20 protein-coding genes are annotated in these 22,614 nt (G+C 61.8%); 10 read left to right on the plus strand and 10 right to left on the minus strand.

The genetic code is table 11. The features are described 5' to 3' along the window. Window positions 1-188 precede the first annotated feature (188 nt). From K1567_RS00440 to K1567_RS00455, 4 genes are read left to right on the plus strand one after another with little or no spacing between them, the layout of a single operon-like run. Entirely contained in the window at window positions 189-662 is a 474-nt protein-coding gene (locus K1567_RS00440; protein ID WP_034098790.1) for a MarR family winged helix-turn-helix transcriptional regulator, read from the plus strand. Continuing rightward, window positions 659-2,110, plus strand: coding sequence for an efflux transporter outer membrane subunit (locus K1567_RS00445; protein ID WP_220698001.1), 1,452 nt, complete (start codon window positions 659-661; stop codon window positions 2,108-2,110). The genes K1567_RS00440 and K1567_RS00445 overlap by 4 nt, the downstream gene beginning before the upstream one ends. Before the next feature lie 15 nt (window positions 2,111-2,125). Beyond that, the gene (locus K1567_RS00450; protein WP_034098786.1) at window positions 2,126-3,328 is read left to right on the plus strand and encodes an efflux RND transporter periplasmic adaptor subunit; all 1,203 of its coding nucleotides are present in this window, start codon (window positions 2,126-2,128) and stop codon (window positions 3,326-3,328) included. Then, the gene (locus tag K1567_RS00455; protein WP_034098778.1) at window positions 3,328-4,857 is read left to right on the plus strand and encodes a DHA2 family efflux MFS transporter permease subunit; all 1,530 of its coding nucleotides are present in this window, start codon (window positions 3,328-3,330) and stop codon (window positions 4,855-4,857) included. The genes K1567_RS00450 and K1567_RS00455 overlap by 1 nt, the downstream gene beginning before the upstream one ends. 83 nt (window positions 4,858-4,940) lie before the next feature. On the opposite strand, the gene lpxH is transcribed toward K1567_RS00455, so the two are convergent. Then, a complete protein-coding gene (lpxH, locus tag K1567_RS00460) occupies window positions 4,941-5,690 on the minus strand; it encodes a UDP-2,3-diacylglucosamine diphosphatase (RefSeq protein ID WP_034138614.1) in 750 nt (249 codons plus the stop codon). After that, window positions 5,687-6,190: a peptidylprolyl isomerase gene (locus K1567_RS00465; protein WP_034098775.1), complete on the minus strand. Its 504-nt coding sequence runs from the start codon at window positions 6,188-6,190 to the stop codon at window positions 5,687-5,689. Before K1567_RS00465 ends, lpxH begins: the two co-directional genes overlap by 4 nt. A 249-nt stretch (window positions 6,191-6,439) precedes the next feature. Here K1567_RS00465 and K1567_RS00470 point away from each other — a divergent pair, with 249 nt between their 5' ends. Both K1567_RS00470 and cysS read left to right on the plus strand, forming a co-directional pair. After that, on the plus strand, window positions 6,440-8,140 hold the full coding sequence (locus K1567_RS00470) for a glutamine--tRNA ligase/YqeY domain fusion protein (RefSeq protein WP_034098773.1): 1,701 nt from the start codon (window positions 6,440-6,442) through the stop codon (window positions 8,138-8,140). An 18-nt stretch (window positions 8,141-8,158) separates the two neighbouring features. Further along, window positions 8,159-9,547: a cysteine--tRNA ligase gene (gene cysS / locus K1567_RS00475; RefSeq protein ID WP_034098771.1), complete on the plus strand. Its 1,389-nt coding sequence runs from the start codon at window positions 8,159-8,161 to the stop codon at window positions 9,545-9,547. A 1,145-nt stretch (window positions 9,548-10,692) separates the two neighbouring features. Here the strand turns inward: cysS and K1567_RS00480 are convergent. The 8 genes from K1567_RS00480 to K1567_RS00515 form a co-directional block, all read right to left on the minus strand. After that, the gene (locus K1567_RS00480; protein ID WP_034098767.1) at window positions 10,693-11,391 is read right to left on the minus strand and encodes a peptidase E; all 699 of its coding nucleotides are present in this window, start codon (window positions 11,389-11,391) and stop codon (window positions 10,693-10,695) included. A 294-nt stretch (window positions 11,392-11,685) separates the two neighbouring features. Beyond that, a complete protein-coding gene (locus K1567_RS00485; RefSeq protein ID WP_034098765.1) occupies window positions 11,686-12,024 on the minus strand; it encodes a Na+/H+ antiporter subunit G in 339 nt (112 codons plus the stop codon). Next, window positions 12,021-12,299 carry a K+/H+ antiporter subunit F gene (locus tag K1567_RS00490; RefSeq protein ID WP_034098763.1) on the minus strand — a complete coding sequence of 93 codons (279 nt, stop codon included), beginning with the start codon at window positions 12,297-12,299 and terminating at the stop codon, window positions 12,021-12,023. Before K1567_RS00490 ends, K1567_RS00485 begins: the two co-directional genes overlap by 4 nt. Next, window positions 12,296-12,784 (minus strand): Na+/H+ antiporter subunit E, encoded by a 489-nt coding sequence (locus K1567_RS00495; protein ID WP_220698002.1) that lies wholly within the window; start codon window positions 12,782-12,784, stop codon window positions 12,296-12,298. The genes K1567_RS00490 and K1567_RS00495 overlap by 4 nt, the downstream gene beginning before the upstream one ends. Further along, window positions 12,781-14,463 carry a monovalent cation/H+ antiporter subunit D gene (locus K1567_RS00500; RefSeq protein WP_034114219.1) on the minus strand — a complete coding sequence of 561 codons (1,683 nt, stop codon included), beginning with the start codon at window positions 14,461-14,463 and terminating at the stop codon, window positions 12,781-12,783. The genes K1567_RS00495 and K1567_RS00500 overlap by 4 nt, the downstream gene beginning before the upstream one ends. Further along, window positions 14,460-14,804, minus strand: a complete 345-nt coding sequence (locus K1567_RS00505) for a Na+/H+ antiporter subunit C (protein WP_007973781.1) — start codon at window positions 14,802-14,804, stop codon at window positions 14,460-14,462. The genes K1567_RS00500 and K1567_RS00505 overlap by 4 nt, the downstream gene beginning before the upstream one ends. Further along, the gene (locus K1567_RS00510) at window positions 14,804-17,725 is read right to left on the minus strand and encodes a monovalent cation/H+ antiporter subunit A (protein ID WP_034098759.1); all 2,922 of its coding nucleotides are present in this window, start codon (window positions 17,723-17,725) and stop codon (window positions 14,804-14,806) included. The genes K1567_RS00505 and K1567_RS00510 overlap by 1 nt, the downstream gene beginning before the upstream one ends. 175 nt (window positions 17,726-17,900) lie before the next feature. Continuing rightward, window positions 17,901-18,830: a DMT family transporter gene (locus tag K1567_RS00515; RefSeq protein ID WP_040268734.1), complete on the minus strand. Its 930-nt coding sequence runs from the start codon at window positions 18,828-18,830 to the stop codon at window positions 17,901-17,903. Window positions 18,831-18,922: 92 nt separating this feature from the next. Between K1567_RS00515 and K1567_RS00520 the strand changes: the two genes are divergently transcribed. The 4 genes from K1567_RS00520 to K1567_RS00535 all read left to right on the plus strand — a co-directional run bounded on the left by K1567_RS00520 (window position 18,923) and on the right by K1567_RS00535 (window position 22,601). Further along, the gene (locus K1567_RS00520; RefSeq protein ID WP_040268733.1) at window positions 18,923-19,486 is read left to right on the plus strand and encodes a helix-turn-helix domain-containing protein; all 564 of its coding nucleotides are present in this window, start codon (window positions 18,923-18,925) and stop codon (window positions 19,484-19,486) included. A gap of 155 nt (window positions 19,487-19,641) precedes the next feature. After that, entirely contained in the window at window positions 19,642-20,838 is a 1,197-nt protein-coding gene (locus K1567_RS00525) for an SfnB family sulfur acquisition oxidoreductase (RefSeq protein WP_034114217.1), read from the plus strand. A gap of 12 nt (window positions 20,839-20,850) precedes the next feature. Further along, window positions 20,851-21,177: an acyl-CoA dehydrogenase gene (locus tag K1567_RS00530; protein ID WP_034098753.1), complete on the plus strand. Its 327-nt coding sequence runs from the start codon at window positions 20,851-20,853 to the stop codon at window positions 21,175-21,177. Next, on the plus strand, window positions 21,177-22,601 hold the full coding sequence (locus K1567_RS00535; RefSeq protein WP_167417757.1) for an LLM class flavin-dependent oxidoreductase: 1,425 nt from the start codon (window positions 21,177-21,179) through the stop codon (window positions 22,599-22,601). Before K1567_RS00530 ends, K1567_RS00535 begins: the two co-directional genes overlap by 1 nt. The last annotated feature ends 13 nt before the right edge of the window (window positions 22,602-22,614 follow it).

Here is a 22,614-nt window from a genome sequence, read left to right on the forward strand (position 1 = left end):
CGCGGGGCAAGCCCGCTCGCCACAGCAAGCCCGCTCACCACAGCAAGCCCCCTCCCACATTAAGTCTGTCTTTCACCCACCCATCGCCAAACTACCAAGCAACCTAACTATTCCATTTGACTTTCGCTGCCTAGGCAGTAATATCTCGTCACACATTCACTGCCTAGGCAGTAATAAGGTGACTTTCTATGCCGCACTTCACCCCTGACAACTTCCACAACTGCCACCTTGGCCTGTTGCTGGGCCGCGCCGCGATCCTCAAGGACCGCATCATCGACACCCATATGGAACCGCACGGCATCACCGCCGCGCAGTTCAAGGTGTTGATTATCATGGCCCAGTTCGGTGTCGACACCCCCGCGGAGCTGTGCCGCAACCTGTCCCTGGACAGCGGCTCGATGACGCGCATGCTCGATCGCCTGGAGCAGAAAGGCTTGCTGTGCCGGCAGCGCTCCGAACAGGACCGGCGCCAGGTGCAACTGGTCCTCACCGCCGACGGCCAGCGCTTGGCGGACATGCTGCCGCACATCGGCGCCGCTGCGCTGAATCAGCTGGCCGGTGTGCTCGAACCGGGCGAGCTGGAAACCCTGGAACGCATCCTCAAGAAAATTCTGATAGCCGCAGGTGACCCCATCACCCTGCAGCGGGTAGGTAAAGCATGAACACACGCGCCCTATGCCTGGTGCTCATGGCCATGAGCATGGCCGGCTGCGCCAACTACAGCGGCCTCGACACCCAGGGCCAGCGCCTTGATGCCAATACGCTGCAAACCGGCAAGTCCTTGAGTGGGGTGACCCTCTCCAGTGCTGCCTGGCCGAGCGCCGATTGGTGGAAAAGCCTCGGCGACCCGCAGCTCGACGGCCTGATCAACGAAGCCCTGCAAAACAGCCCGGATATGCAAGTAGCCAGCGCCCGTGCGCATCAGGCTCAAGCGGCTGCCTACGCTGCCGACGCCGCGCGCATGCCGACCCTGGATGCCAGCGCCGGAGTGAGCCGTTCGCGCCTGGCCAAGGACCAGGACCCGCGCGGGGAGGGCGATGCCTACTCGACGGTGCGCAACATCGGCGCCAGCTTCAATTACACCTTCGACCTCTGGGGTGGCCAGCGCGCCGCCTGGGAGGCCGCGTTGGGCCAGGCGCGTGCCGCCCAAGTCGATCAACAGGCCGCGCGCCTGACCCTGGCCGCCGATGTGGCCAAGGCCTACAGCGATCTGGGCCAGGCCCATATCGTGCGTGACCTCGCTGAAGAAGACCTCAAGCGCACCCGGCAGATGCTCGAACTGAGCCAGCGTCGCCTGGATTCTGGCATCGACAGCCACTACCAGTACCAGCAAACCGAAAGCCTGGCGGCGAGTTCCGAGTCGCAGTTGATCGATGCGCAAAAACAATTGCAGAGCGCCAAGATCGCCCTGGCGGTGTTGCTCGGTAAAGGCCCGGACCGTGGCGGCGAACTAGCACGCCCGGCCGTGCTCAAGCCCGCCGCTGTGGCGGTGCCTGCGGTGCTGCCCGCCGAGCTGCTGGGCCGGCGCCCCGATCTGATCGCCGCGCGCTGGCGCGTGGAGGCGGCGGGTCGCAATATCGATGCGAGCAAAACCCGCTTCTACCCCAACCTCAATCTCAGCGCCAGCGCCGGCGCCGAGTCGTTGCTGGACGATGCCATGTTCGGTTCGGCCAGCCGCTTCTTCAATATTGCGCCGACGGTCTCGTTGCCGATCTTCGACGGCGGCCGCCTGCGTGCCGACCTTGACGCCCGCGACGCTGACTACGACCTGGCCGTGGCGCAATACAACAAAACCCTGGTGCAAGCCCTGGGTGATATCGGCAACACCTTGTCGCAACTGCGCGACACCGGCCGGCAGATCCAGGCCCAGCAACACGCTACGGACATTGCCCAGCAGTCCTACGACACGGTGGTCCAGCGTTACGGCTCCGGCATCGGCAGCTACCTGGACGTGCTCAGCATCGAGCAGCAACTGCTGCAGGCCCAGCGTCAGCTGGCGACCCTCAATGCCGGGCAAATCACCCTGTCGATCCAATTGATGCAGGCCCTGGGCGGCGGTTACAGCGCCAGTAATGTCGCGTCGACCACCCCTGCCACCCGCACGGAATAATTCGAGGTATTTGTTATGGCCACTGCCGAACACTCCAACGCCACACCGCAACCGAACACCAACAACAACCCGCGCAAGCGCAAAGTCATGCTGATCGGCCTCGCCTTGATCGTCATCCTGGGCGTGGTCGGCGTGTGGGGTTGGTACGAACTGTACGGGCGCTTCAATGAAAGCACCGACGATGCCTATGTGAATGGCAACGTGGTGGAAATCACCCCGCTGGTCACCGGCACCGTGGTTAGCATCGGCGCCGATGATGGCGACCTGGTGCATGCCGGCCAGGTGCTGGTCAATTTCGACCCGAACGACGCCGCTGTCGGCCTGCAAAGTGCCCAGGCCAACTTGGCGCGCACCGTGCGCCAGGTACGTGGCTTGTACAGCAACGTTGACGGCATGAAAGCCCAGGTCAATGCGCAGAAAGCCGATGTCCAGACTGCCCAGGACAACTACAACCGCCGTAAGACCCTGGCCCAGGGCGGGGCGATTTCCCAGGAAGAACTGTCCCACGCCCGTGACAGCCTGACCGCAGCCAAGAACGCCCTGACCAATCTTGAACAGCAACTCAAAACCACCAACGCCCTGGTGGACGACACGGTGATCAGCTCGCACCCCGACGTGCAGGCCGCCGCCGCGCAACTGCGCCAGGCTTACCTGACCAACGCGCGCAGCACCTTGATCGCGCCGGTCACCGGCTACGTGGCCAAGCGCAGCGTGCAATTGGGCCAGCGCGTGCAACCAGGCACGGCGTTGATGGCGGTGATCCCACTGGACCAGCTGTGGATCGACGCCAACTTCAAGGAAACCCAACTGCGCGATATGCGCATCGGCCAGCCGGTGGACATTGAGTCGGACATCTACGGCAGCGACGTTAAATACAGCGGCACCGTCGACAGCCTCGGCGCCGGAACCGGTAGCGCATTCGCCTTGCTGCCGGCGCAGAACGCCACCGGTAACTGGATCAAAATCGTGCAGCGTGTGCCGGTGCGTATCCACATCAACGCCGAAGAACTGGCCAAGCACCCGCTACGCGTGGGCTTGAGCACGGTGGTCAACGTCGACCTGCATGACCAGAGCGGCCCGGTGCTGGCGCAACAACCGCCGCAGAAGGCGTCGTTCACCACCACGGTGTATGACCAGCAACTGGCCGAGGCCGATGCCATGATCACGCAACTGATCCATGCCAACAGCGTCGCCGCTCCCAAGGCTGCGCAACGCTGATGAGCAAGGAAGCCTCGTTCACGCCGCCCAGCCTGTTGATGGCCACTATTGGCCTGTCGCTGGCGACCTTTATGCAGGTGCTCGACACCACCATCGCCAACGTGGCGTTGCCGACTATCTCCGGCAACCTGGGCGTGAGTTCGGAGCAGGGCACCTGGGTGATTACCTCGTTTGCGGTGAGCAACGCAATTGCATTGCCGCTCACCGGCTGGTTGAGTCGGCGCTTTGGCGAGGTGAAGCTGTTCCTGTGGGCGACCATGCTGTTTGTATTGGCGTCGTTCCTCTGCGGGATTTCCACGTCGATGCCCGAATTGATCGGGTTTCGGGTACTGCAAGGCCTGGTGGCCGGGCCGTTGTACCCGATGACCCAGACGCTGCTGATCGCGGTGTACCCGCCGGCCAAACGCGGCATGGCCCTGGCGCTGCTGGCGATGGTCACGGTGGTGGCGCCGATTGCCGGGCCGATCCTCGGCGGTTGGATCACTGACAGTTACAGCTGGCCGTGGATCTTCTTTATCAACGTACCCATCGGCATCTTTGCGGTGATGGTGGTGCGCTCGCAATTGAAGAAACGCCCGGTGCACACCAGTTACCAACCCATGGATTACGTCGGGTTGCTCAGCTTGATCGTCGGGGTTGGCGCGTTGCAGATCATCCTCGACAAGGGCAATGACCTGGACTGGTTCGAATCCAATTTCATCATTATCGGCGCGGCGATCTCGGCGATTGCCCTGGCGGTGTTTGTGATCTGGGAAATGACCGACGAGCATCCGGTGGTCAACCTGCGGCTGTTCGCTTACCGTAACTTCCGCATCGGCACCATCGTGTTGATCCTCGGCTATGCCGGTTTCTTCGGCATCAACCTGATCCTGCCGCAGTGGTTGCAGACCCAGATGGGCTACACCGCCACCTGGGCCGGGCTGGCGGTGGCGCCGATCGGTATTCTGCCGGTGCTGATGTCGCCGTTCGTGGGCAAGTACGCGCACAAGTTCGACTTGCGTCTGCTGGCGGGCCTGGCGTTCCTGGCGATTGGCCTGAGCTGCTTTATGCGCGCGGGCTTCACCAATGAAGTGGACTTTACCCATATCGCCCTGGTGCAACTGTTTATGGGGATCGGCGTGGCATTGTTCTTTATGCCGACCCTGAGCATCCTGATGTCCGACCTGCCTCCGCAGCAGATCGCCGACGGTGCCGGGCTCGCCACGTTCCTGCGTACCCTGGGTGGTAGCTTTGCGGCGTCGCTGACCACTTGGATCTGGATCCGCCGCGCCGACCAGCACCATGCGTACATGAGCGAAAGCATGACGCCCTATGACTCGGCCACCCGCGATGCCCTACAGGCGCTGGGCGGAGCGGGGCAGAAGGCTTATACGCAGTTGGATCACATCCTCACCAGCCAGGCGTACATGATGTCCACCGTGGATTACTTCACGTTGCTGGGCTGGATGTTCATGGCGTTGATGTTGCTGGTGTGGCTGGCCAAGCCGCCGTTTGGTGCCAAGGCAGGGCCGGAAGCGTCCGGCCACTGATTGGCAAAGACTCAAATGCAATCAATTGTGGGAGGGGGCTTGGGTTCCCCCCACATTTTGATCTCTATCAGTGGGTTTGAGGATCAGGCGCCAGGCAATGCGAGTTGCGGGTTGACGAAGTCAAACGCCGCCAACTGAAAGCCTTGCTCATCCACCTGCAACGCCCAACCCTGCTTGTCCCAATCCCCGAGCACAATGCGCCGGGCAGCCTGGTCGCCGATCTGCAGCTTGTGGATCGCCGGGCGGTGGGTATGGCCGTGCACGAGTGTGCGCACGCCGAAGTGCTGCATGACCCGCGGCACTTCCTCGGGGGTGACATCCACAATGTCATTGGCCTTCATGCGCGTTTGCGCCCGGCTCTCGCTACGCAGCTTGCGCGCCAGCTTGTGGCGGCTGCCCAAGGGCAGATGGCGCAGGATAAACAGCACAATGGGGTTGCGCAGGATGCGCCGCAGCTTCATATAGCCAAGGTCACGGGTGCACAGGCTGTCGCCGTGCATCAGCAGCACGGGCTCACCGTGCAGTTGCACCACGCTCGGGTCTTTAAGCAGGGTGGCGCCGGCGGCTTTGCAGAACGCCTTGCCAAGTAGGAAATCGCGGTTGCCGTGCATGATGAAAATCGCGGTGCCGCTGTCGCTCAGTTCACGCAGGTGCGCGCAAATCGAGCGTTGGAATTCGGTCATCCCATCGTCGCCAATCCAGGCTTCGAAGAAGTCCCCCAGAATGTACAACGCCTGGGCACCACGGGCGCGGCCGTGGAGCAGATCCAGAAACGCCCGGGTGATGTCCGGGCGCTCCTCTTCCAGATGCAAATCTGAAATCAGCAATATCACCCAACGATCTCGGCTTTCTCGACGATCACGTCTTCAGCAGGGACGTCCTGGTGGCCAGCCTTAGAGGTGGTGGACACGCCTTTGATCTTGTCGACCACATCGGTGCCTTCGGTGACTTTACCGAACACCGCATAACCCCAGCCCTGCACGTTCTTGCCGCTGTGGTTGAGGAAGGTGTTGTCGGCCACGTTGATGAAGAACTGCGCGGAGGCCGAATGCGGCTCCATGGTACGGGCCATGGCGACGGTGTACTTGTCGTTGGAGAGGCCGTTGTCCGCTTCGTTCTGGATGCTTGGGCGCTTGTCTTTCTTTTCCTTCATGCCTGGCTCGAAACCGCCGCCCTGGATCATGAAGTTGCCGATGACACGGTGGAAAACGGTGTTTTCGTAGTGGCCGGCTTTAACGTATTCGATGAAGTTGGCGACGGTGATCGGCGCTTTCTCGGCGTTCAGCTCGATGACGATGTCACCGTGGTTGGTGGTCAATTTGACTTGAGTCATGTGCACTACTCTTTTCAGGGAATTCGTGGGTTTGGGCGCGCAGAGCGCCTGACCTGTCTGGCTAAACGGCGGCCAAGGCGCGCAGTTTAGCGTGCCCGGCGGGAATTTCGAGGTGGTTTTTTACCGCCCGTGCATTAAATGCAGCAGTTTTTGGCCGCGCTCTGTCAGCGGCTTGACCGCTTCGGCTATGATAAGCCCTTTGTTTTATCTGGCCGCAAACGGCCACGAACCTGTCTGTTCAAGGATCCTATGAGCAAGCCCACTGTCGACCCTACCTCGAATTCCAAGGCCGGACCTGCCGTCCCGGTCAATTTCCTGCGCCCGATCATCCAGGCGGACCTGGATTCGGGCAAGCACACGCAGATCGTCACCCGTTTCCCGCCTGAGCCCAACGGCTACCTGCACATCGGTCACGCCAAGTCGATCTGTGTGAACTTCGGCCTGGCCCAGGAATTCGGCGGCGTCACGCACCTGCGTTTCGACGACACCAACCCGGCCAAGGAAGACCAGGAATACATCGACGCCATCGAAAGCGACGTGAAGTGGCTGGGTTTCGAATGGTCCGGTGAAGTGCGCTATGCCTCGCAGTACTTCGACCAGTTGCACGACTGGGCCGTGGAGTTGATCAAGGCCGGCAAGGCCTACGTCGACGATCTGAGCCCGGAGCAAGCCAAGGAATACCGTGGCACGCTGACCGAACCGGGCAAGAACAGCCCGTTCCGCGACCGTTCGGTGCAAGAGAACCTGGACTGGTTCGCCCGCATGCGCGCCGGTGAGTTCCCGGACGGCGCCCGCGTACTGCGCGCCAAGATCGACATGGCCTCGCCGAACATGAACCTGCGCGACCCGATCATGTACCGCATCCGCCACGCCCATCACCACCAGACCGGCGACAAGTGGTGCATCTACCCCAACTACGACTTCACCCACGGCCAGTCGGACGCCATCGAAGGCATCACTCATTCGATCTGCACCCTTGAGTTCGAGAGCCATCGTCCGCTGTACGAGTGGTTCCTGGACAACCTGCCGGTGCCGGCCCATCCGCGCCAGTACGAGTTCAGCCGCCTGAACCTGAACTACACCATCACCAGCAAGCGCAAGCTCAAGCAGCTGGTGGATGAAAAGCACGTGCATGGCTGGGACGACCCGCGCATGTCCACGCTGTCGGGCTTCCGCCGCCGTGGCTACACGCCGGCTTCGATCCGTAATTTCTGCGAAATGGTCGGCACCAACCGTTCCGACGGCGTAGTGGACTACGGCATGCTCGAATTCAGCATCCGCCAGGACCTCGACGCCAACGCGCCGCGCGCCATGTGCGTACTGCGTCCGCTGAAAGTGGTGATTACCAACTATCCGGAAGATAAGGTCGACCACCTCGAATTACCGCGTCATCCGCAGAACGAAGCCCTCGGCGTGCGCAAGCTGCCGTTCGCCCGTGAAATCTACATCGACCGTGACGACTTCATGGAAGAGCCGCCAAAAGGCTACAAGCGCCTGGAGCCGAACGGCGAAGTGCGCCTGCGCGGCAGCTACGTGATCCGCGCCGACGAAGCGATCAAGGACGCCGACGGCAACATCGTCGAACTGCGTTGCTCGTACGACCCGGACACCCTGGGCAAGAACCCCGAAGGCCGCAAGGTCAAGGGCGTGATCCACTGGGTGCCGGCCGCCGCCAGCGTCGAGTGCGAAGTACGTCTGTACGACCGTCTGTTCCGCTCGCCGAATCCCGAGAAGGCCGAAGACAGCGCCAGTTTCCTCGACAACATCAACCCTGACTCCCTGCAAGTACTCACTGGTTGTCGTGCCGAGCCATCGCTTGGTGACGCACAGCCGGAAGACCGTTTCCAGTTCGAGCGCGAAGGCTACTTCTGCGCGGATATCAAGGACTCGAAACCTGGTGCTCCGGTATTCAACCGTACCGTGACCCTGCGTGATTCGTGGGGCCAGTGATTCTCTAAGGAAGCCGTTGTGCTAACGATCTACAACACACTCAGCAAGACCAAAGAGGTCTTCAAGCCGCTCGATGGCAACAAGGTGCGCATGTACGTGTGCGGCATGACCGTGTACGACTACTGCCACATCGGCCACGGCCGCAGCATGGTGGCCTTCGACCTGGTCACCCGCTGGCTGCGTTTCAGCGGCTATGACCTGACCTACGTGCGTAACATCACCGACATCGACGACAAGATCATCAATCGCGCCAACGAAAACGGCGAGTCGTTCGACGCGTTGACCGAGCGCATGATCGCCGCGATGCACGAGGACGAGGCGCGCCTTAACATCCTCAAACCGGACATGGAACCGCGCGCCACCGACCACATCGCCGGCATGCACGCAATGATCCAGGCCCTGATCGACAAGGGTTACGCCTACGCGCCGGGCAATGGCGACGTGTACTACCGCGTGGCCAAGTTCATGGGCTACGGCAAGCTGTCGCGCAAGAAAATCGAAGACCTGCGCATCGGCGCGCGCATCGAAGTCGACGAAGCCAAGCAAGACCCGCTGGACTTCGTGCTGTGGAAAGCCACCAAGCCCGGCGAGCCGAGCTGGGAGTCGCCGTGGGGCGCAGGCCGTCCGGGCTGGCACATCGAGTGCTCGGTGATGTCCACCTGCTGCCTGGGCGAGACCTTCGACATTCACGGCGGCGGTAGCGACCTGGAGTTCCCGCACCACGAAAACGAAATCGCCCAGAGCGAAGCCGCCACCGGCAAGACCTACGCCAATGCCTGGATGCACTGCGGCATGATCCGCATCAATGGCGAGAAGATGTCCAAGTCCTTGAACAACTTCTTCACCATCCGCGACGTGCTGGAAAAGTACCACCCGGAAGTGGTGCGTTACCTGCTGGTGTCCAGCCACTACCGCAGCGCCATCAACTACTCGGAAGACAACCTCAAGGACGCCAAGGGCGCCCTGGAGCGGTTCTACCACGCGTTGAAGGGCTTGCCCGCCGTTGCACCTGCCGGCGGCGAAGCCTTCGTGGCACGCTTTACCGAAGTCATGAACGACGACTTCGGCACGCCGGAAGCCTGCGCGGTGCTGTTCGAAATGGTGCGCGAGATCAATCGCCTGCGCGAGAGCGACCTCGACGCGGCGGCAGGCCTGGCGGCACGCTTGAAAGAACTGGCGAGCGTGTTGGGCGTGCTGCAGATGGAAGCCGACGACTTCCTGCAAGCCGGCGCCGAAGGGCGTGTGGACGCGGCTGAAGTCGATGCGCTGATCCAGGCGCGTTTGGCTGCGCGGACCAACAAGGACTGGGCGGAATCCGACCGTATCCGTGACCAACTGACCGCGATGGGTGTGGTGTTGGAAGACGGCAAAGGCGGCACGACCTGGCGGTTGGCTGATCAAGCTTGATCGTTGATTGCTGAATAAAAAACGCCCCGACTGGTTCGGGGCTTTTTTTGCATACCGTTTTAGTGAGCGGCTCATCCGATCCCGTGTGGGAGGGGCGGCGCGACGATTCGACTTGCCCCCGATAGCGGTGGCTCAGCCAACATACCTGCCAACAGTGCCGCCGCCTTCGAAGCCTCGCTAAAGCTCGACATCTCCCACAGGGGATTGGCGGTATCCTTGAGATCTACAGCCGGGCTGCTTTCTACCTGTCAACAACGATCAAGTGTGGGAGGGGGCTTGCTCCCGATAGCGGTGGCTCAGCCAGCATACCTGCCAACAGTACCGCCGCCTTCGAAGCCTCGCTAAAGCTCGACATCTCCCACAGGGGATTGGCGGTATCCTTGAGATCTACAGCCGGGCTGCTTTCTACCTGTCGACAACGATCAAGTGTGGGAGGGGGCTTGCTCCCGATAGCGGTGGCTCAGCCAACATACCTGCCAACAGTACCGCCGTCTCGAAGCCTCGCTAAAGCTCGACATCTCCCACAGGGGATTGGCGGTATCCTTGAGATCTACAGCCGGGCTGCTTTCTACCTATCAACAACGATCAAGTGTGGGAGGGGGCTTGTTCCCGATAGCGGTGGGTCAGCCAACATACCTGCCAACAGTGCCGCCGCCTTCGAAGCCTCGCTAAAGCTCGACATCTCCCACAGTGGATTGGTGGTATCCATGAGATCTGCAGCCCGGCTGCTTTCTACCTGTCAACAACGATCAAGTGTGGGAGGAGGCTTGCTCCCGATAGCGGTGGCTCAGCCAACATACCTGCCAACAGTACCGCCGCCTTCGAAGCCTCGCTAAAGCTCGACATCTCCCACAGGGGATTGGTGGTATCCATGAGATCTGCAGCCCGGCTGCTTTCTATCTGCCAACAACGATCAAGTGTGGGAGGGGGCTTGCTCCCGATAGCGGTGGGTCAGCCAACATACCTGCCAACAGCGCCGCCGCCTTCGAAGCCTCGCTAAAGCTCGACATCTCCCACAGGGGATTGGCGGTATCCTTGAGATCTGCAGCCCGGCTGCTTTCTATCTGCCAACGGTGATCAAGTAGGGGAGGGGTTGGGCTCATTGTCTGTTCCTTCAGAGGGCTGCGTCTGGAAAAGGGATGGACCTAGCCGCTGGAAACCTGCGAAAGCTGTGTTAGATACGCAGGTGTCGTAGTGACGACATAAGCACTCTTTGTCGCGTCGTTATGAATCGTCTCGTGGTATCTGCCGTCCTTGAAATGCAGGGCGACGCCATCATCGACGGCGTAGGCGGGCTGTACGTCTTTGAGCCGGACAAGCTCAACAAACGAAGCTTCTCTTCCCGCCTCTGAACTGAAATGCGGACACAGCGCTCCTGGCAGAAAACCCAGGCCGGTAATCAGGGCGAACGCTCCCCCTGAGTCAGAGTGCCCATACTCAAACCAGCAAATCGCCCCTGCACTGACACCACACAGGACCTTACCGTTTTCCCATGCCTCTTTCAGAAGGCCCACCGCGCCAAACTCACGCCAGATAGCCACCATGGCACGGGTATTCCCGCCTGCCACGTAGATGATATCGGCTTGCTTAAACAACGATGAAATATGATCAGGGCTGGGAAAGGGTGGAATAAAGAATGTCAGCGTGCGTACGCTGCAACCAGCGCTCTCATATTTGGCCGTGAAGTCGGTAATCTTTACACGGTCGTCGCCGTTGGCGGTGGAGATATAGAGAACCGTGGGATGGGCTTTGCCGGAGGAAGCGACGATATATTCGTCGATGCGGGTCATGCGCTGCATGTCTTCGCTGGACTCGCCGCCGATGACAATGATGTTTTTATCCATGGTGAGCTCCTGTCTCAGCACGGCGACATACCCAGGTCTTAGGGGATCCCCAAAATGCCCGTAGGGTTTCACGCTCATTTCATCCTAGCTTTAGATGGTTGCCACGATTAAACCCCAGACGAAACTGGCGGTATTGGCTGAGCTGGCAGAGCGAATCCGGTCTGTCGTCTAGTACAGTCCAAATGTGGGAGGGGGCTTGCCCCCGATTGCGGCTCAGCCAGCTCATCTGTAGCTGGTCCACCGTCATCGGGGGCAAGCCCCTCCACATTGGTTGACCTTGCAGGCTTTCAGCGCTCAGCGCCGGCTGCTGACCTCAGCCGGCACATCATCCCCGGCCATGCGCTTGCGGAACAATGCCGTGCGGGCCAGCAATACTGTGGTCACCGGCACGGTGATCGACAGCAGAATCGGGATCAGCCAGCCATGCAGCACCGGCCCGGATTTGAGCACCGAAAAGTAGATGATCGACGCCAACGCCACGCACCACGCGCCCAATGTCGAGGCCAGGGCCGGTGGGTGCATGCGCTGGAAGAAGTCCTTCATGCGCAGCAGCCCTAGTGCGCCAATCAGTGCAAACAGGCTGCTGAGTACCAGCAGCACGCCCACCACGATTTCCATCCATAACGGCATCATTCAATCACCTCTCCACGCAGCAGGAATTTGGCCAGGGCAAACGAGCCCACGAAGCCGAACAGCGCGATCAGCAGCGCCGCTTCGAAGTAGGTGTCACTGGCATAACGAATGCCCAGTACCAGCATCATCAGCATTGCCAGGATGTACAGATAGTCCAGGGCCAGAACCCGGTCCTGGGCCGACGGGCCTTTGAACAGGCGTATCAGGGTCAGCACCATGGCCAGGGAAAACAGGAACAGGCTGAACAGGATCGCGTTGGCGAGCAGGGGGCTCATTCGAAGATCTCCATCAGGGGCCGCTCGTAGGTGGATTTGAAGTGCTCGATAAACTGCGCTTCATCGTCCAGATCGAATACGTGCAGCAGCAGGATGCTGCGGTCCAGCGCCAGTTCCGACCAAATGGTGCCGGGCACCACGGTGGTGATCATCGACAGCGCCGCCAGGCCGTTGGGGTCACGCAGGTCCAAGGGGATCTTGATAAAGCACGAGCGCGGCGGGCGCGAGCCGCAGGTCAGCACGCCCCAGGCCACTTGCAGGTTGGACACGATCACGTCGCGCCCCACCAGCAGCAACAGGCGCAGAATCACGCCCGGACGGCGGATGCGGATCGGCAGCGGCCGCAACGGCGCCATCATCAGCGGGGCCAGAAAGCTCAGCAACGCGCCGAGCAGCAGATTGCCAGGGCTGACGGACAGGTTCAGCACCAGCCACAGCAGCCACAACGCCAGGGACAGCCACGGGGCAGGGAATAGGCGCTTCATGGTTGCACCTGTGCGGCAGTGGCCTTGGCTTCAGGGCTGGGCACCGGGCGCGTGGCCATGACGGCCATCACGTACTGTTCGGGGTTGTTCAGGCTCTGGGCGGTGGCCTGGGTGTAGCGCATCAGCGGTTCTGCCTTGAAGGTCAGCGCGATGCTCAGCCCCAGTAAGAAGAAGATCGGCAGGCATTCATAGCGACGCAGCAGTGGCGACGGGCGTTCTTCCGGGGTCCAGAAGCGCTGGATGCCCATACGCGCAAACGCGATCAGCGAGGCCAGGCCGGACAGGATCAACAGCACCACCAGGCCCCACGCGGCGGGCCGGATCGGCGCGTCGGCGCTGGCACCGAGGCCCAACGGGTTGACCAGTGCGCTCAACAGGCTGAGCTTGCCGATAAACCCGGACAGCGGCGGCATGCCGATAATCAGCAGGGCGCAGGCCACGAAGCTCAAGCCGAGGAAGGCCATGGTCCAGGGGATCACCTGGCCGATCACGGCTTTCTGCTCATCGTCCAGGTTCACGCCGGGTCGAGGGTGCAGGGACTCCATGGCTTTGGGCAAGGCGTCGATTTCTTCATCCAGCGGCAGGTCGTTGGCCGAGCGCGAACGCTCGATCAGTTCGGCCAACAGGAACAGGGCACTCAAGGCCAGGGTGGAGCTGATCAGATAGAACAACGCGCCAGCGGTCAGGCTCGGTTGGGCGAAGCCTACCGCCGATAGCAGGATCCCGGCCGAGACCAGGATACTCAGGCTCGCCATGCGCTCCAGGCGCTGCGCCGCTACCATCGCCAGCGCCGCACAGATGATCGTGGCCATGCCGCCGTACACCAGCCAGTCGCCGCCGAACAACGCCGACGCGCCGGCCTGGCCGGAAAACAGCAGGGTCCACAGGCGCAGCACGGTGTACACGCCGACCTTGGTCATGATCGCGAACATCGCCGCCACCGGCGCACTGGCCGAAGAGTAGGCTGGCGCCAACCAGAAGTTCAGCGGCCACATGCCGGCCTTGGCCAGGAACGCGGTGGCGAGGATCGCCGCACCGGCGTGCAGCAGGCCGCGATCGGCCTCGGGCACCAGCGGGATTTTCAGCGCCAGGTCGGCGAAGTTCAGCGTGCCGGTAACCCCGTAGATCATCGCCGCGCCGATCAGGAACAGCGACGACGCCAACAGGTTGATCGCGATGTAATGCAGCCCCGACGATACCCGCGCGCGGCCGGAGCCATGCAACATCAACCCGTAGGACGCGGCCAGCAGCACCTCGAAAAATACGAACAGGTTGAACAGGTCTGCGGTGAGGAATGCACCGTACAGGCCCATCATCTGGATCTGGAACAGCGCGTGGAAACTGGTGCCGGCGCGGTCCCAGCGCGCCATGGCGAACAGCAGCGCACTGACGCCGATGATCCCGGTGAGCACCAGCATCAGCGCCGACAGTTGATCCACCACCAGCACAATACCGAACGGCACTTGCCAGTTGCCCGGCAGGTACACACCGATGGAGCCCGGGCCGCCTTGCTGCGTCCAGTACAGCAGCAGGATCGCCGTGGCGAGGCCAAGCACACTGGAAAACAGGTTGATACGCGCCTTGAGTGGCCGGCGTTTCTCGCTGAGCATCAGCATCAGCGCGGCGGTGAGCAACGGCAGCAGGATCGGCGCGACGATCAGTTGGTTGACCCAATTCATTCCCTGGGCTCCCGGCCGTCCACATGGTCGGTGCCGGTCAGGCCCCGCGATGCCAGCAACACCACCAGAAACAGCGCGGTCATGGCGAAGCTGATCACGATGGCGGTCAGCACCAGGGCCTGGGGCAGGGGATCGGTATAGTGCAACAGATCCTGCGGCACGCCGTCCTTGATGATCGGCTCCTTGCCGATAAACAGGCTGCCCATGCTGAAAATGAACAGGTTGACCCCGTAGGACAGCAGGCACAGGCCCATCACCACCTGGAACGTCCGTGGCCGCAGGATCAACCAGACGCCGGAGGCCGCCAGGACCCCAATGGCAATTGCGATGACTTCTTCCATCAGGCGGCTCCTTCGGTTGCAGCGACTGCTTTAGGCTGGTTGCTCGGTTTATGCGCACGCACCGATTGGTGGCCGAGGGCGGTGAGCATCAACAGGGTCGAACCGACCACCATGGCGTACACGCCCACATCGAAGAACAACGCGCTGGCGATATGGATATCTCCCAGCACCGGCACGCTCAGATGCAGGGTGTGGGTGGTGAGGAACGGATAGCCGAAGCACAGCGCACCGAGCCCGGTGAGGGTCGCGGAAAACAAACCGAAGCCCATCCAGCGCATCGGCCGCAGACTCATCTGCGCCTCGACCCACTGGGTGCCGGCCACCATGTATTGCAGGATAAACGCCACCGACATCACCAAGCCCGCGACAAACCCGCCGCCCGGTTGGTTGTGGCCGCGCATAAACAGATAAAACGACACCACCAGTGCAATCGGCAGCAGCAAGCGCACCAGCACCGCCGGCACCATCATAAAGCCCAGGGCGGTGTCGCTGGCCTGGCGTGGGTTGACCAGGTCAGTGGCCACGTCCGGCGCCAACTGCCGCTGTTGTGGCGGCAGCTCCATACTTTCCTTGGATGGGCGGAAACGCCGCAGCAGGGCGTAGACCGTCAGCGCCACGGCGCCGAGCACGGTGATTTCGCCCAGGGTATCGAAGCCTCGGAAGTCGACCAGCATCACGTTCACCACATTGCTGCCGCCACCTTCGGGCAGGGCGCGGCTGAGGTAGAACGAGGAGATATCGTTGGGGGTCTGGCGGGTCAGCATCGCGTAGGACAGCAACGCCATGCCACCACCCACCACGGTGGACAGCAGGAAGTCGCGGACCCGGCGCACCCTGGCCCTGCGCAAGGTGTTAGGCAGTGGCGAAACCTCTTCGATCCGCCGTGGCAGCCAGCGCAGGCCGAGCAGGATCAGCACGGTGGTCACCACTTCCACCACCAGTTGGGTCAAGGCCAAATCCGGCGCCGAGAACCACACGAATGTAATGCAGGTCATCAGCCCACACACGCTGACCATGGTCAGGGCGGCGAGCCGGTGGTATTTGGCTTGCCAGGCGGCGCCCAGGGCGCAGGCGATCGCCAACACCCAAAGGGTCACGAACACCACCGAACCGGGGATTTTCGGACGGTCACCCCAGCTAAGGCCACTGTTGAGCATGGGGATCATGCCGCCGATCAGCGCCACCAGTACCAATAGGAACAACTGCGGTTGCAGGCGCTTGGTGCTGATGCGTTTTTCGATCTTGCGCACGCCGCGCATCATCACCACCAGGCTGCGTTCGAAGCCGCGCTTGCCGTTGAAATAACTGATCACCGGCGGATATTTGAACCGACCGCGCTTAAGCTGCTTGCGCAGCATCAGGTACAGCACCACACCGCCGGACATCGCCACCAGGCTCATGATCATCGGTGCGTTCCAGCCGTGCCAGATCGCCAGGCTGTACTCGGGCAGCACGCCGCCCACCACCGGCAATGCGGCGGCGGCGAGGATCGAACCGACTATCTGCGCCGGAAAAATCCCCACCAGCAGGCAGGTGAATACCAGCAGTTCCACCGGTGCGCGCATCCAGCGCGGTGGCTCGTGGGGGGTGTGGGGCAGGTTGGTGGGGGGCGGGCCGAAGAACACATCCACGGTAAAACGCAGTGCGTAGGCGACGCTGAAGGTGCCGGCAATGGTGGCGATCACCGGCAGTGCGATTTCCACCCATTTTGTCGCCGAGATAAACACGGTTTCGGCGAAGAACATCTCTTTGGACAGGAAGCCATTGAGCAGCGGCACGCCGGCCATGGACGCGCTGGCCACCATCGCCAGGGTCGCGGTGAACGGGATCAGGCGCACCAGGCCGCTGAGTTTGCGGATATCCCGCGTGCCGCTTTCGTGGTCGATGATGCCCGCAGCCATAAACAGCGAGGCTTTAAAAGTGGCGTGGTTGAGGATGTGGAACACCGCAGCTACGGCGGCCAGCGGGCTGTTGAGGCCCAGCAGCAGGGTGATCAGCCCGAGGTGGCTGATGGTGGAATAGGCCAGCAGGCCCTTGAGGTCGTTTTGGAACATGGCGCAGTAAGCGCCGAGGAGGAGGGTGAGGGCGCCGGCACCGCCGACGATCCAGAACCATTCTTCGCTGCCGGACAGCGACGGCCACAGGCGGGCCAGCAGGAACACGCCGGCCTTCACCATCGTCGCCGAGTGCAGGTAGGCCGAAACCGGCGTGGGCGCGGCCATGGCGTGGGGCAGCCAGAAATGGAACGGAAACTGCGCACTCTTGCTCAAGGCACCGATCAGCACCAGCGCGAGCATCACTGGGTACAGCGCGTGCGCACGAATCTGATCGCCCGCCGCCAGTACCAGGTCCAGGTCGTAGCTGCCGACGATATGCCCCAGCAGCATCACGCCCGCCAGCAGGCACAGACCGCCCGCGCCGGTGACCATCAGCGCCATATAGGCACCGCGTCGCGCATCGGCGCGGTGGTGCCAATAGCCGATCAGCAGGAACGAGAACAAGCTGGTCAGTTCCCAGAAAAACACGATCTGGATCAGATTGCCGGAGATCACCAGGCCCAGCATGGCGCCCATAAAGGCCAGGAAAAACGCGAAGAAGCGCGGTACCGGGTCGTCCGGCGACATGTAATAACGCGCATACAGCGACACCAGTGTGCCGATGCCCAGCACCAGCATCGAGAACAGCCAGGCGAAGCCATCCATGCGCAGCACGAAATTCAGCCCGAGGCTGGGCAGCCACATGAATTCTTCGCGAATCACGCCGCCGTAGGCGACCTGGGGGTACAGCAAAGCGACTTGAATGGTGCCGACCAGCGCCACCAGGCCGGCCAGCAGGGATTCGGTATTACGTGCGTTATGCGGCAGCAATGCCGCCAGACAGCTGCCGATAAAAGGCAGAAGCAGTAGAACTATCAGGGACATAGGCTTCTAATCTGCGGGAGTTTGGGATGCATCATACGTGCCGCTTTCTGGATCACCAAACGGCAAGATGTGGCAGGATCCTACAGAGGCAGTTGAAGACGGCTACAAGCGGCAAGCTGCAAGAGAAACAGCCGGCCGCGTATTTCGTACGGCTTGTGGCTGACAGCTTAGACCATCAACCCTGATTTTCCGGTTCAACTTCGGCCTTAGCGTCGACAACGTTCGAGCTGTTCCTCTTCATTTCACTCACAATCACCGCCACCACGATCAGCGCCGCGCCCAGCATGGCAATCGGCGGGAAGCGCTCACCGGCAATCCGCCCGACCACGCCAGCCCACACCGGCTCGCCGGCATAGATCAACGTGGCCCGTGTTGGCGAGACGCTTTGTTGCGCCCAGTTCATCGCCACTTGGATCACCGCGCTGGTCAGGCCCAGGCCTACCGCACTGAACAGCAGCAACCACGAGAACCCCGGCAGCACCTCGCCCATCGGCACCACCATTAAAAATGACAGCAGCGATGCAGTGGCCAGTTGCACCACGGTCACGCGGCGCACGTCCACCTGGCCGGCGAACGCGCTGATCAGGATGATTTCGGCGGCAATCGCGATGGCGCCGATCAAGGTAGCGATTTCCCCGGCGCTGAAATTCAGCGATGCACCCGCCGGGCCGGTCAGTAACATCAGCCCGGCAAACGCCAGCATGATACCCAGGCTCGGCATCAGGCCCGGTCGACGGCCCAGCACCAGCCATTGCAGCAACGGCACGAAGGGCACATACAAAGCGGTGATAAAAGCCGATTGGCTGCTGAGGATGGTTTGCAGGCCGATGGTCTGCAAGCCGTAGCCGAACATGATCGCTACGCCGATAAATATTCCGGCCTTCAGCTCGAACAGCGTCAGGTCGCGCAGGGTGCGCAAGGAAAAGAAACCGACCGCAATGGCCGCCGCGGCAAAACGCAGGCCCACGAAAAACATCGGTCCGCTGACGGCCATGGCATGTTGCACCAGCAAAAAGGTGCCGCCCCAGATCATGGTGATAAACACCAGGATGCACTCGGCTTTGCTGAATCGATGGAAACGCGATGGAGAGTTCGGGGTGGTCATGTGGGCTCGGTCTTGCAAGGGAAAGGCACGGACCGCACAATGCGCCGCACGCTGGGCAGTATACTGCGCACACCCACCCATTGAGCAATATAGTGCACAAAGAAAATCCGCAGCGGGCTTCGGTCCTGCAACACGTCAGCCAGAACGTTCGTCGCCTGCGCCACGCCGCCGACCTCAGCCAGACTGTGCTTTCGGAAAAGTCCGGGGTCAGCCGGCGCATGCTGGTGGCCATCGAGGCCGGCGAGAAGAACGTCAGCCTGTCGACGCTCGACCGCGTCGCCGAAGCTTTGGGCGTTGCCTTCAGCGACCTGATCCAGGCCCCGGACGTGCGCGACCATAGCCGTATCAACGAGCTGGCCTGGGCCGGCGAAATCGTCGGCAGCAAGGCCGTGTTATTGGCCAAGGCCACCGCGCGGCGCGAGGTCGAGTTGTGGGAGTGGCGCTTGGAACCAGGCGATATTTACTCCCCCGACCCCGATTTGGAAGGCTGGAGCGAGCAACTGTTCGTGTTCGAAGGCTGCTTGACCCTGGTGGTGCGCGACCAGGAAAACACCATCGCTGCCGGTGAGTTCTTTATGTTTGCCAGCCATCAACCCCACGCCTATCGCAATGACGGTGAGGTGGCCGTGCGTTTTGTGCGCAACGTGGTGATCTAACTGTTTGCCAGGCAACAGTGGAACCACACTTTGCTGGTTAAACACATCAGCTGGCATCGCATTTAAGCAGCAAGTCGCTGATTTTATTGGCGATTAAAATCAGGCACGACTCCTGCAATGCCCAGGTCATCCCCATCGGAACCTGGAGTCGGCCCATGTCAGCCCACCCTCTACACCCTGCCCATATCATCCGCTCGGATGCTGAAGCCATTGAGGTGGCTACGCGCCTGGCCGAACGCTTTGCCGTTGGCGCCAGTGAGCGCGATCGTGAACGCCGCCTGCCGGTGGCCGAACTCGACGAGTTTTCCGCCAGCGGCCTGTGGGGCATCACCGTGCCCAAAGCCTACGGTGGCGCCGAAGTGTCCTATGTGACGGTGGCCGAGGTGATCAAGTTGATCTCCGCCGCCGACCCCTCCCTCGGGCAGATCCCGCAAAACCACCTCGGCGTGGTGGACCTGCTGCTGCACACCGCCAGCGAGGAACAAAAGCGCTATTACTTCGGCAAAATTCTCGCCGGTTATCGTTTCGGCAATGCGTTCTCCGAGGCCAAGAGCAAAAACGCCGGGACCTTCGACACGCAAATCCGCATCGATGGCGACAGTGCGCAGATCAACGGTGAAAAGTTCTATTGCACCGGCGCACTGTTCGCCCACCTGGTGCCCACCGTCGGCAACAACGAGCACGGCCAGGCGCTGATTGCCTTCGTCGAGCGCGACGCGCCAGGGCTGAGTGTGATCGACAGCTGGGACGGCTTCGGCCAGCGCACCACGGCCAGTGGCGGGGTGACCCTCGATGGCGTAACGGTGCCCCTGAGCGCGGTGATACCCGCACACCTGGCCTTCGACCGACCCACCGCCAATGGCCCGATCTCGCAGATCATCCAGGCCGCCGTCGACACCGGCATCGCCGTAGGCGCTTTGGAGCAGGCCAAGCTCCACGCACGTCAGGCGCGGCCCTGGATCGACAGCCAGCAGGATCATGGCTGGCAAGACCCTTTCACGATTGCCGCCATCGGTGACCTGGCGTGGCGCGTGCACGGCACCGAAGCCATTCTCGCCAAGGCTGGCCTGGCGGTGGACCGGGCTCTGGCCGAGCCGAATGAAGACAGCGTCGCTCAAGCTTCGCTGGTGGTGGCCCAGGCCAAAGTGCTGTCGGCGGAAACCGCATTGCTCGCCAGCAGCAAATTGTTCGAACTGGCCGGTACGCGCTCGGTGACGGGCAAGTACAACCTCGACCGGTTCTGGCGCAATGCCCGTACCCACACCCTGCACGACCCGGCCCGCTGGAAATACCACTTGATCGGCAATTTCGTGCTCAACGGCGTGAAGCCTGCACGCCACGCCTGGAACTGAGAGACCTGACCCATGACCACACTGACCCTTGCGCGCCAACTGCTGGACAGCACCCGTCGACATGTCGAACGCAGCGATGACCCCTACGTGATCAGCCGCTTTGGCGATCTGCAGATCCGCGTCGACGTGGCCGCCGCCTTGCTCGAACGGGCCGAGACCCACCCCAGCCCGGTCGCCCGCGCTGAAGCGCAGATTGCTGCGGCCGAAGCGCTGATTGCCGCCAGCAACACCGAATTCGAATTGACCGGCCAACGCAGCGCGCTGCCTTCAAGCCTGGATAACCCGCTGCGTCACACCTACCACGCAGTCGGTAACTACCACCTCAACGGAGTGCACTGATGGCCCGTGAAATTCGCCTGAATGCCTTCGACATGAATTGCGTCGGCCACCAATCCCCCGGCCTATGGGCGCACCCGCGCGACCGTTCGTGGCAGTACAAGGACTTGGCGTACTGGACCGACCTGGCAAAAATCCTGGAGCGGGGCAAGTTCGACGGGCTGTTTATCGCCGATGTGCTGGGTATCTACGACGTGTACAACGGCAATGGCGACGCAGCGATTCGCCAGGCCACCCAAGTGCCGGTCAATGATCCGCTGTCGCTGATCGCCCCTATGGCGATGGTCACCGAACACCTGGGGTTTGGCCTGACGGCCTCGCTGTCGTTCGAACACCCGTACCCGTTCGCGCGCCGGCTTTCGACCCTCGATCACCTGACCCAAGGCCGCATCGGCTGGAACATCGTCACCTCGTACCTGGAAAGCGGGGCCAAGAACCTGGGGCAGAAAGCCCAGACCGAACACGACGCGCGCTATGACTATGCCGAAGAGTACCTGGAGGTTTGCTACAAACTTTGGGAGGGCAGTTGGGAGGAGGGCGCGGTATTGCGTGATCGCGAGCGCCGGATATTCAGCGACCCGAGCAAAATCCATGAGATCCGCCACGTCGGCAAGCACTTCCAGGTGCCCGGCATCCACCTGTGCGAGCCGTCGCCGCAGCGCACGCCGGTGCTGTACCAGGCCGGTGCGTCCAGCCGTGGCAAGCAGTTCGCTGCCGAGCAGGCCGAGTGCGTGTTCGTCGCGGCGCCGTCCAAGGTGCTGCTGAAAAAGACCGTCGCCGATATTCGTCGCCGCGCGGCCGAGGCAGGGCGGGACCCGAAGAAAATCCTGATTTTCAACTTGCAGACGGTGATCGTCGGCGAAACCGACGCCCAGGCCAAAGCCAAGTTCGACGAGTACAAAACCTACGTCAGCTACGAAGGCGCCATGGCGTTGATCTCCGGCTGGACCGGCATCGACTTCAGCCAGTTCAAACCCGACGAACCACTCAAACATGTGCACACCAACGCCATTCAATCGGCGGTGGAAGCCTTCTCCACGGCCGACCCAAACAAGGTCTGGACCCCCAACGAACTGGCCGACTGGGTCGGTATCGGCGGCTTTGGCCCGCTGTTCGTCGGCGGCCCAGAGACCGTGGCTGACCTGTTGCAGGAATGGGTCGAAGAGACCGACGTGGACGGCTTCAACCTGGCCTATGCGTTGACCCACGAAACCTTTATCGACGCCGTCGACTGGCTGGTGCCGGAGTTGCAGAAGCGTGGCGCGTACAAGACCGAATACGCCCAAGGCACGCTACGCGAGAAGTTGTTTGGTGATGGTGCAAGGTTGGGCTCGAACCACCCCGGCGCGGGCTACCGCAATTTATCTGGGGTACAAAAAACTACTGTGGGAGGGGGCTTGCCCCCGATAGCGGTGGGTCAGTCATGAGTGCTCTAACTGG

Source organism: Pseudomonas sp. S5F11, assembly GCF_019641515.1.
Taxonomy (GTDB): domain Bacteria; phylum Pseudomonadota; class Gammaproteobacteria; order Pseudomonadales; family Pseudomonadaceae; genus Aquipseudomonas; species Aquipseudomonas rhodesiae.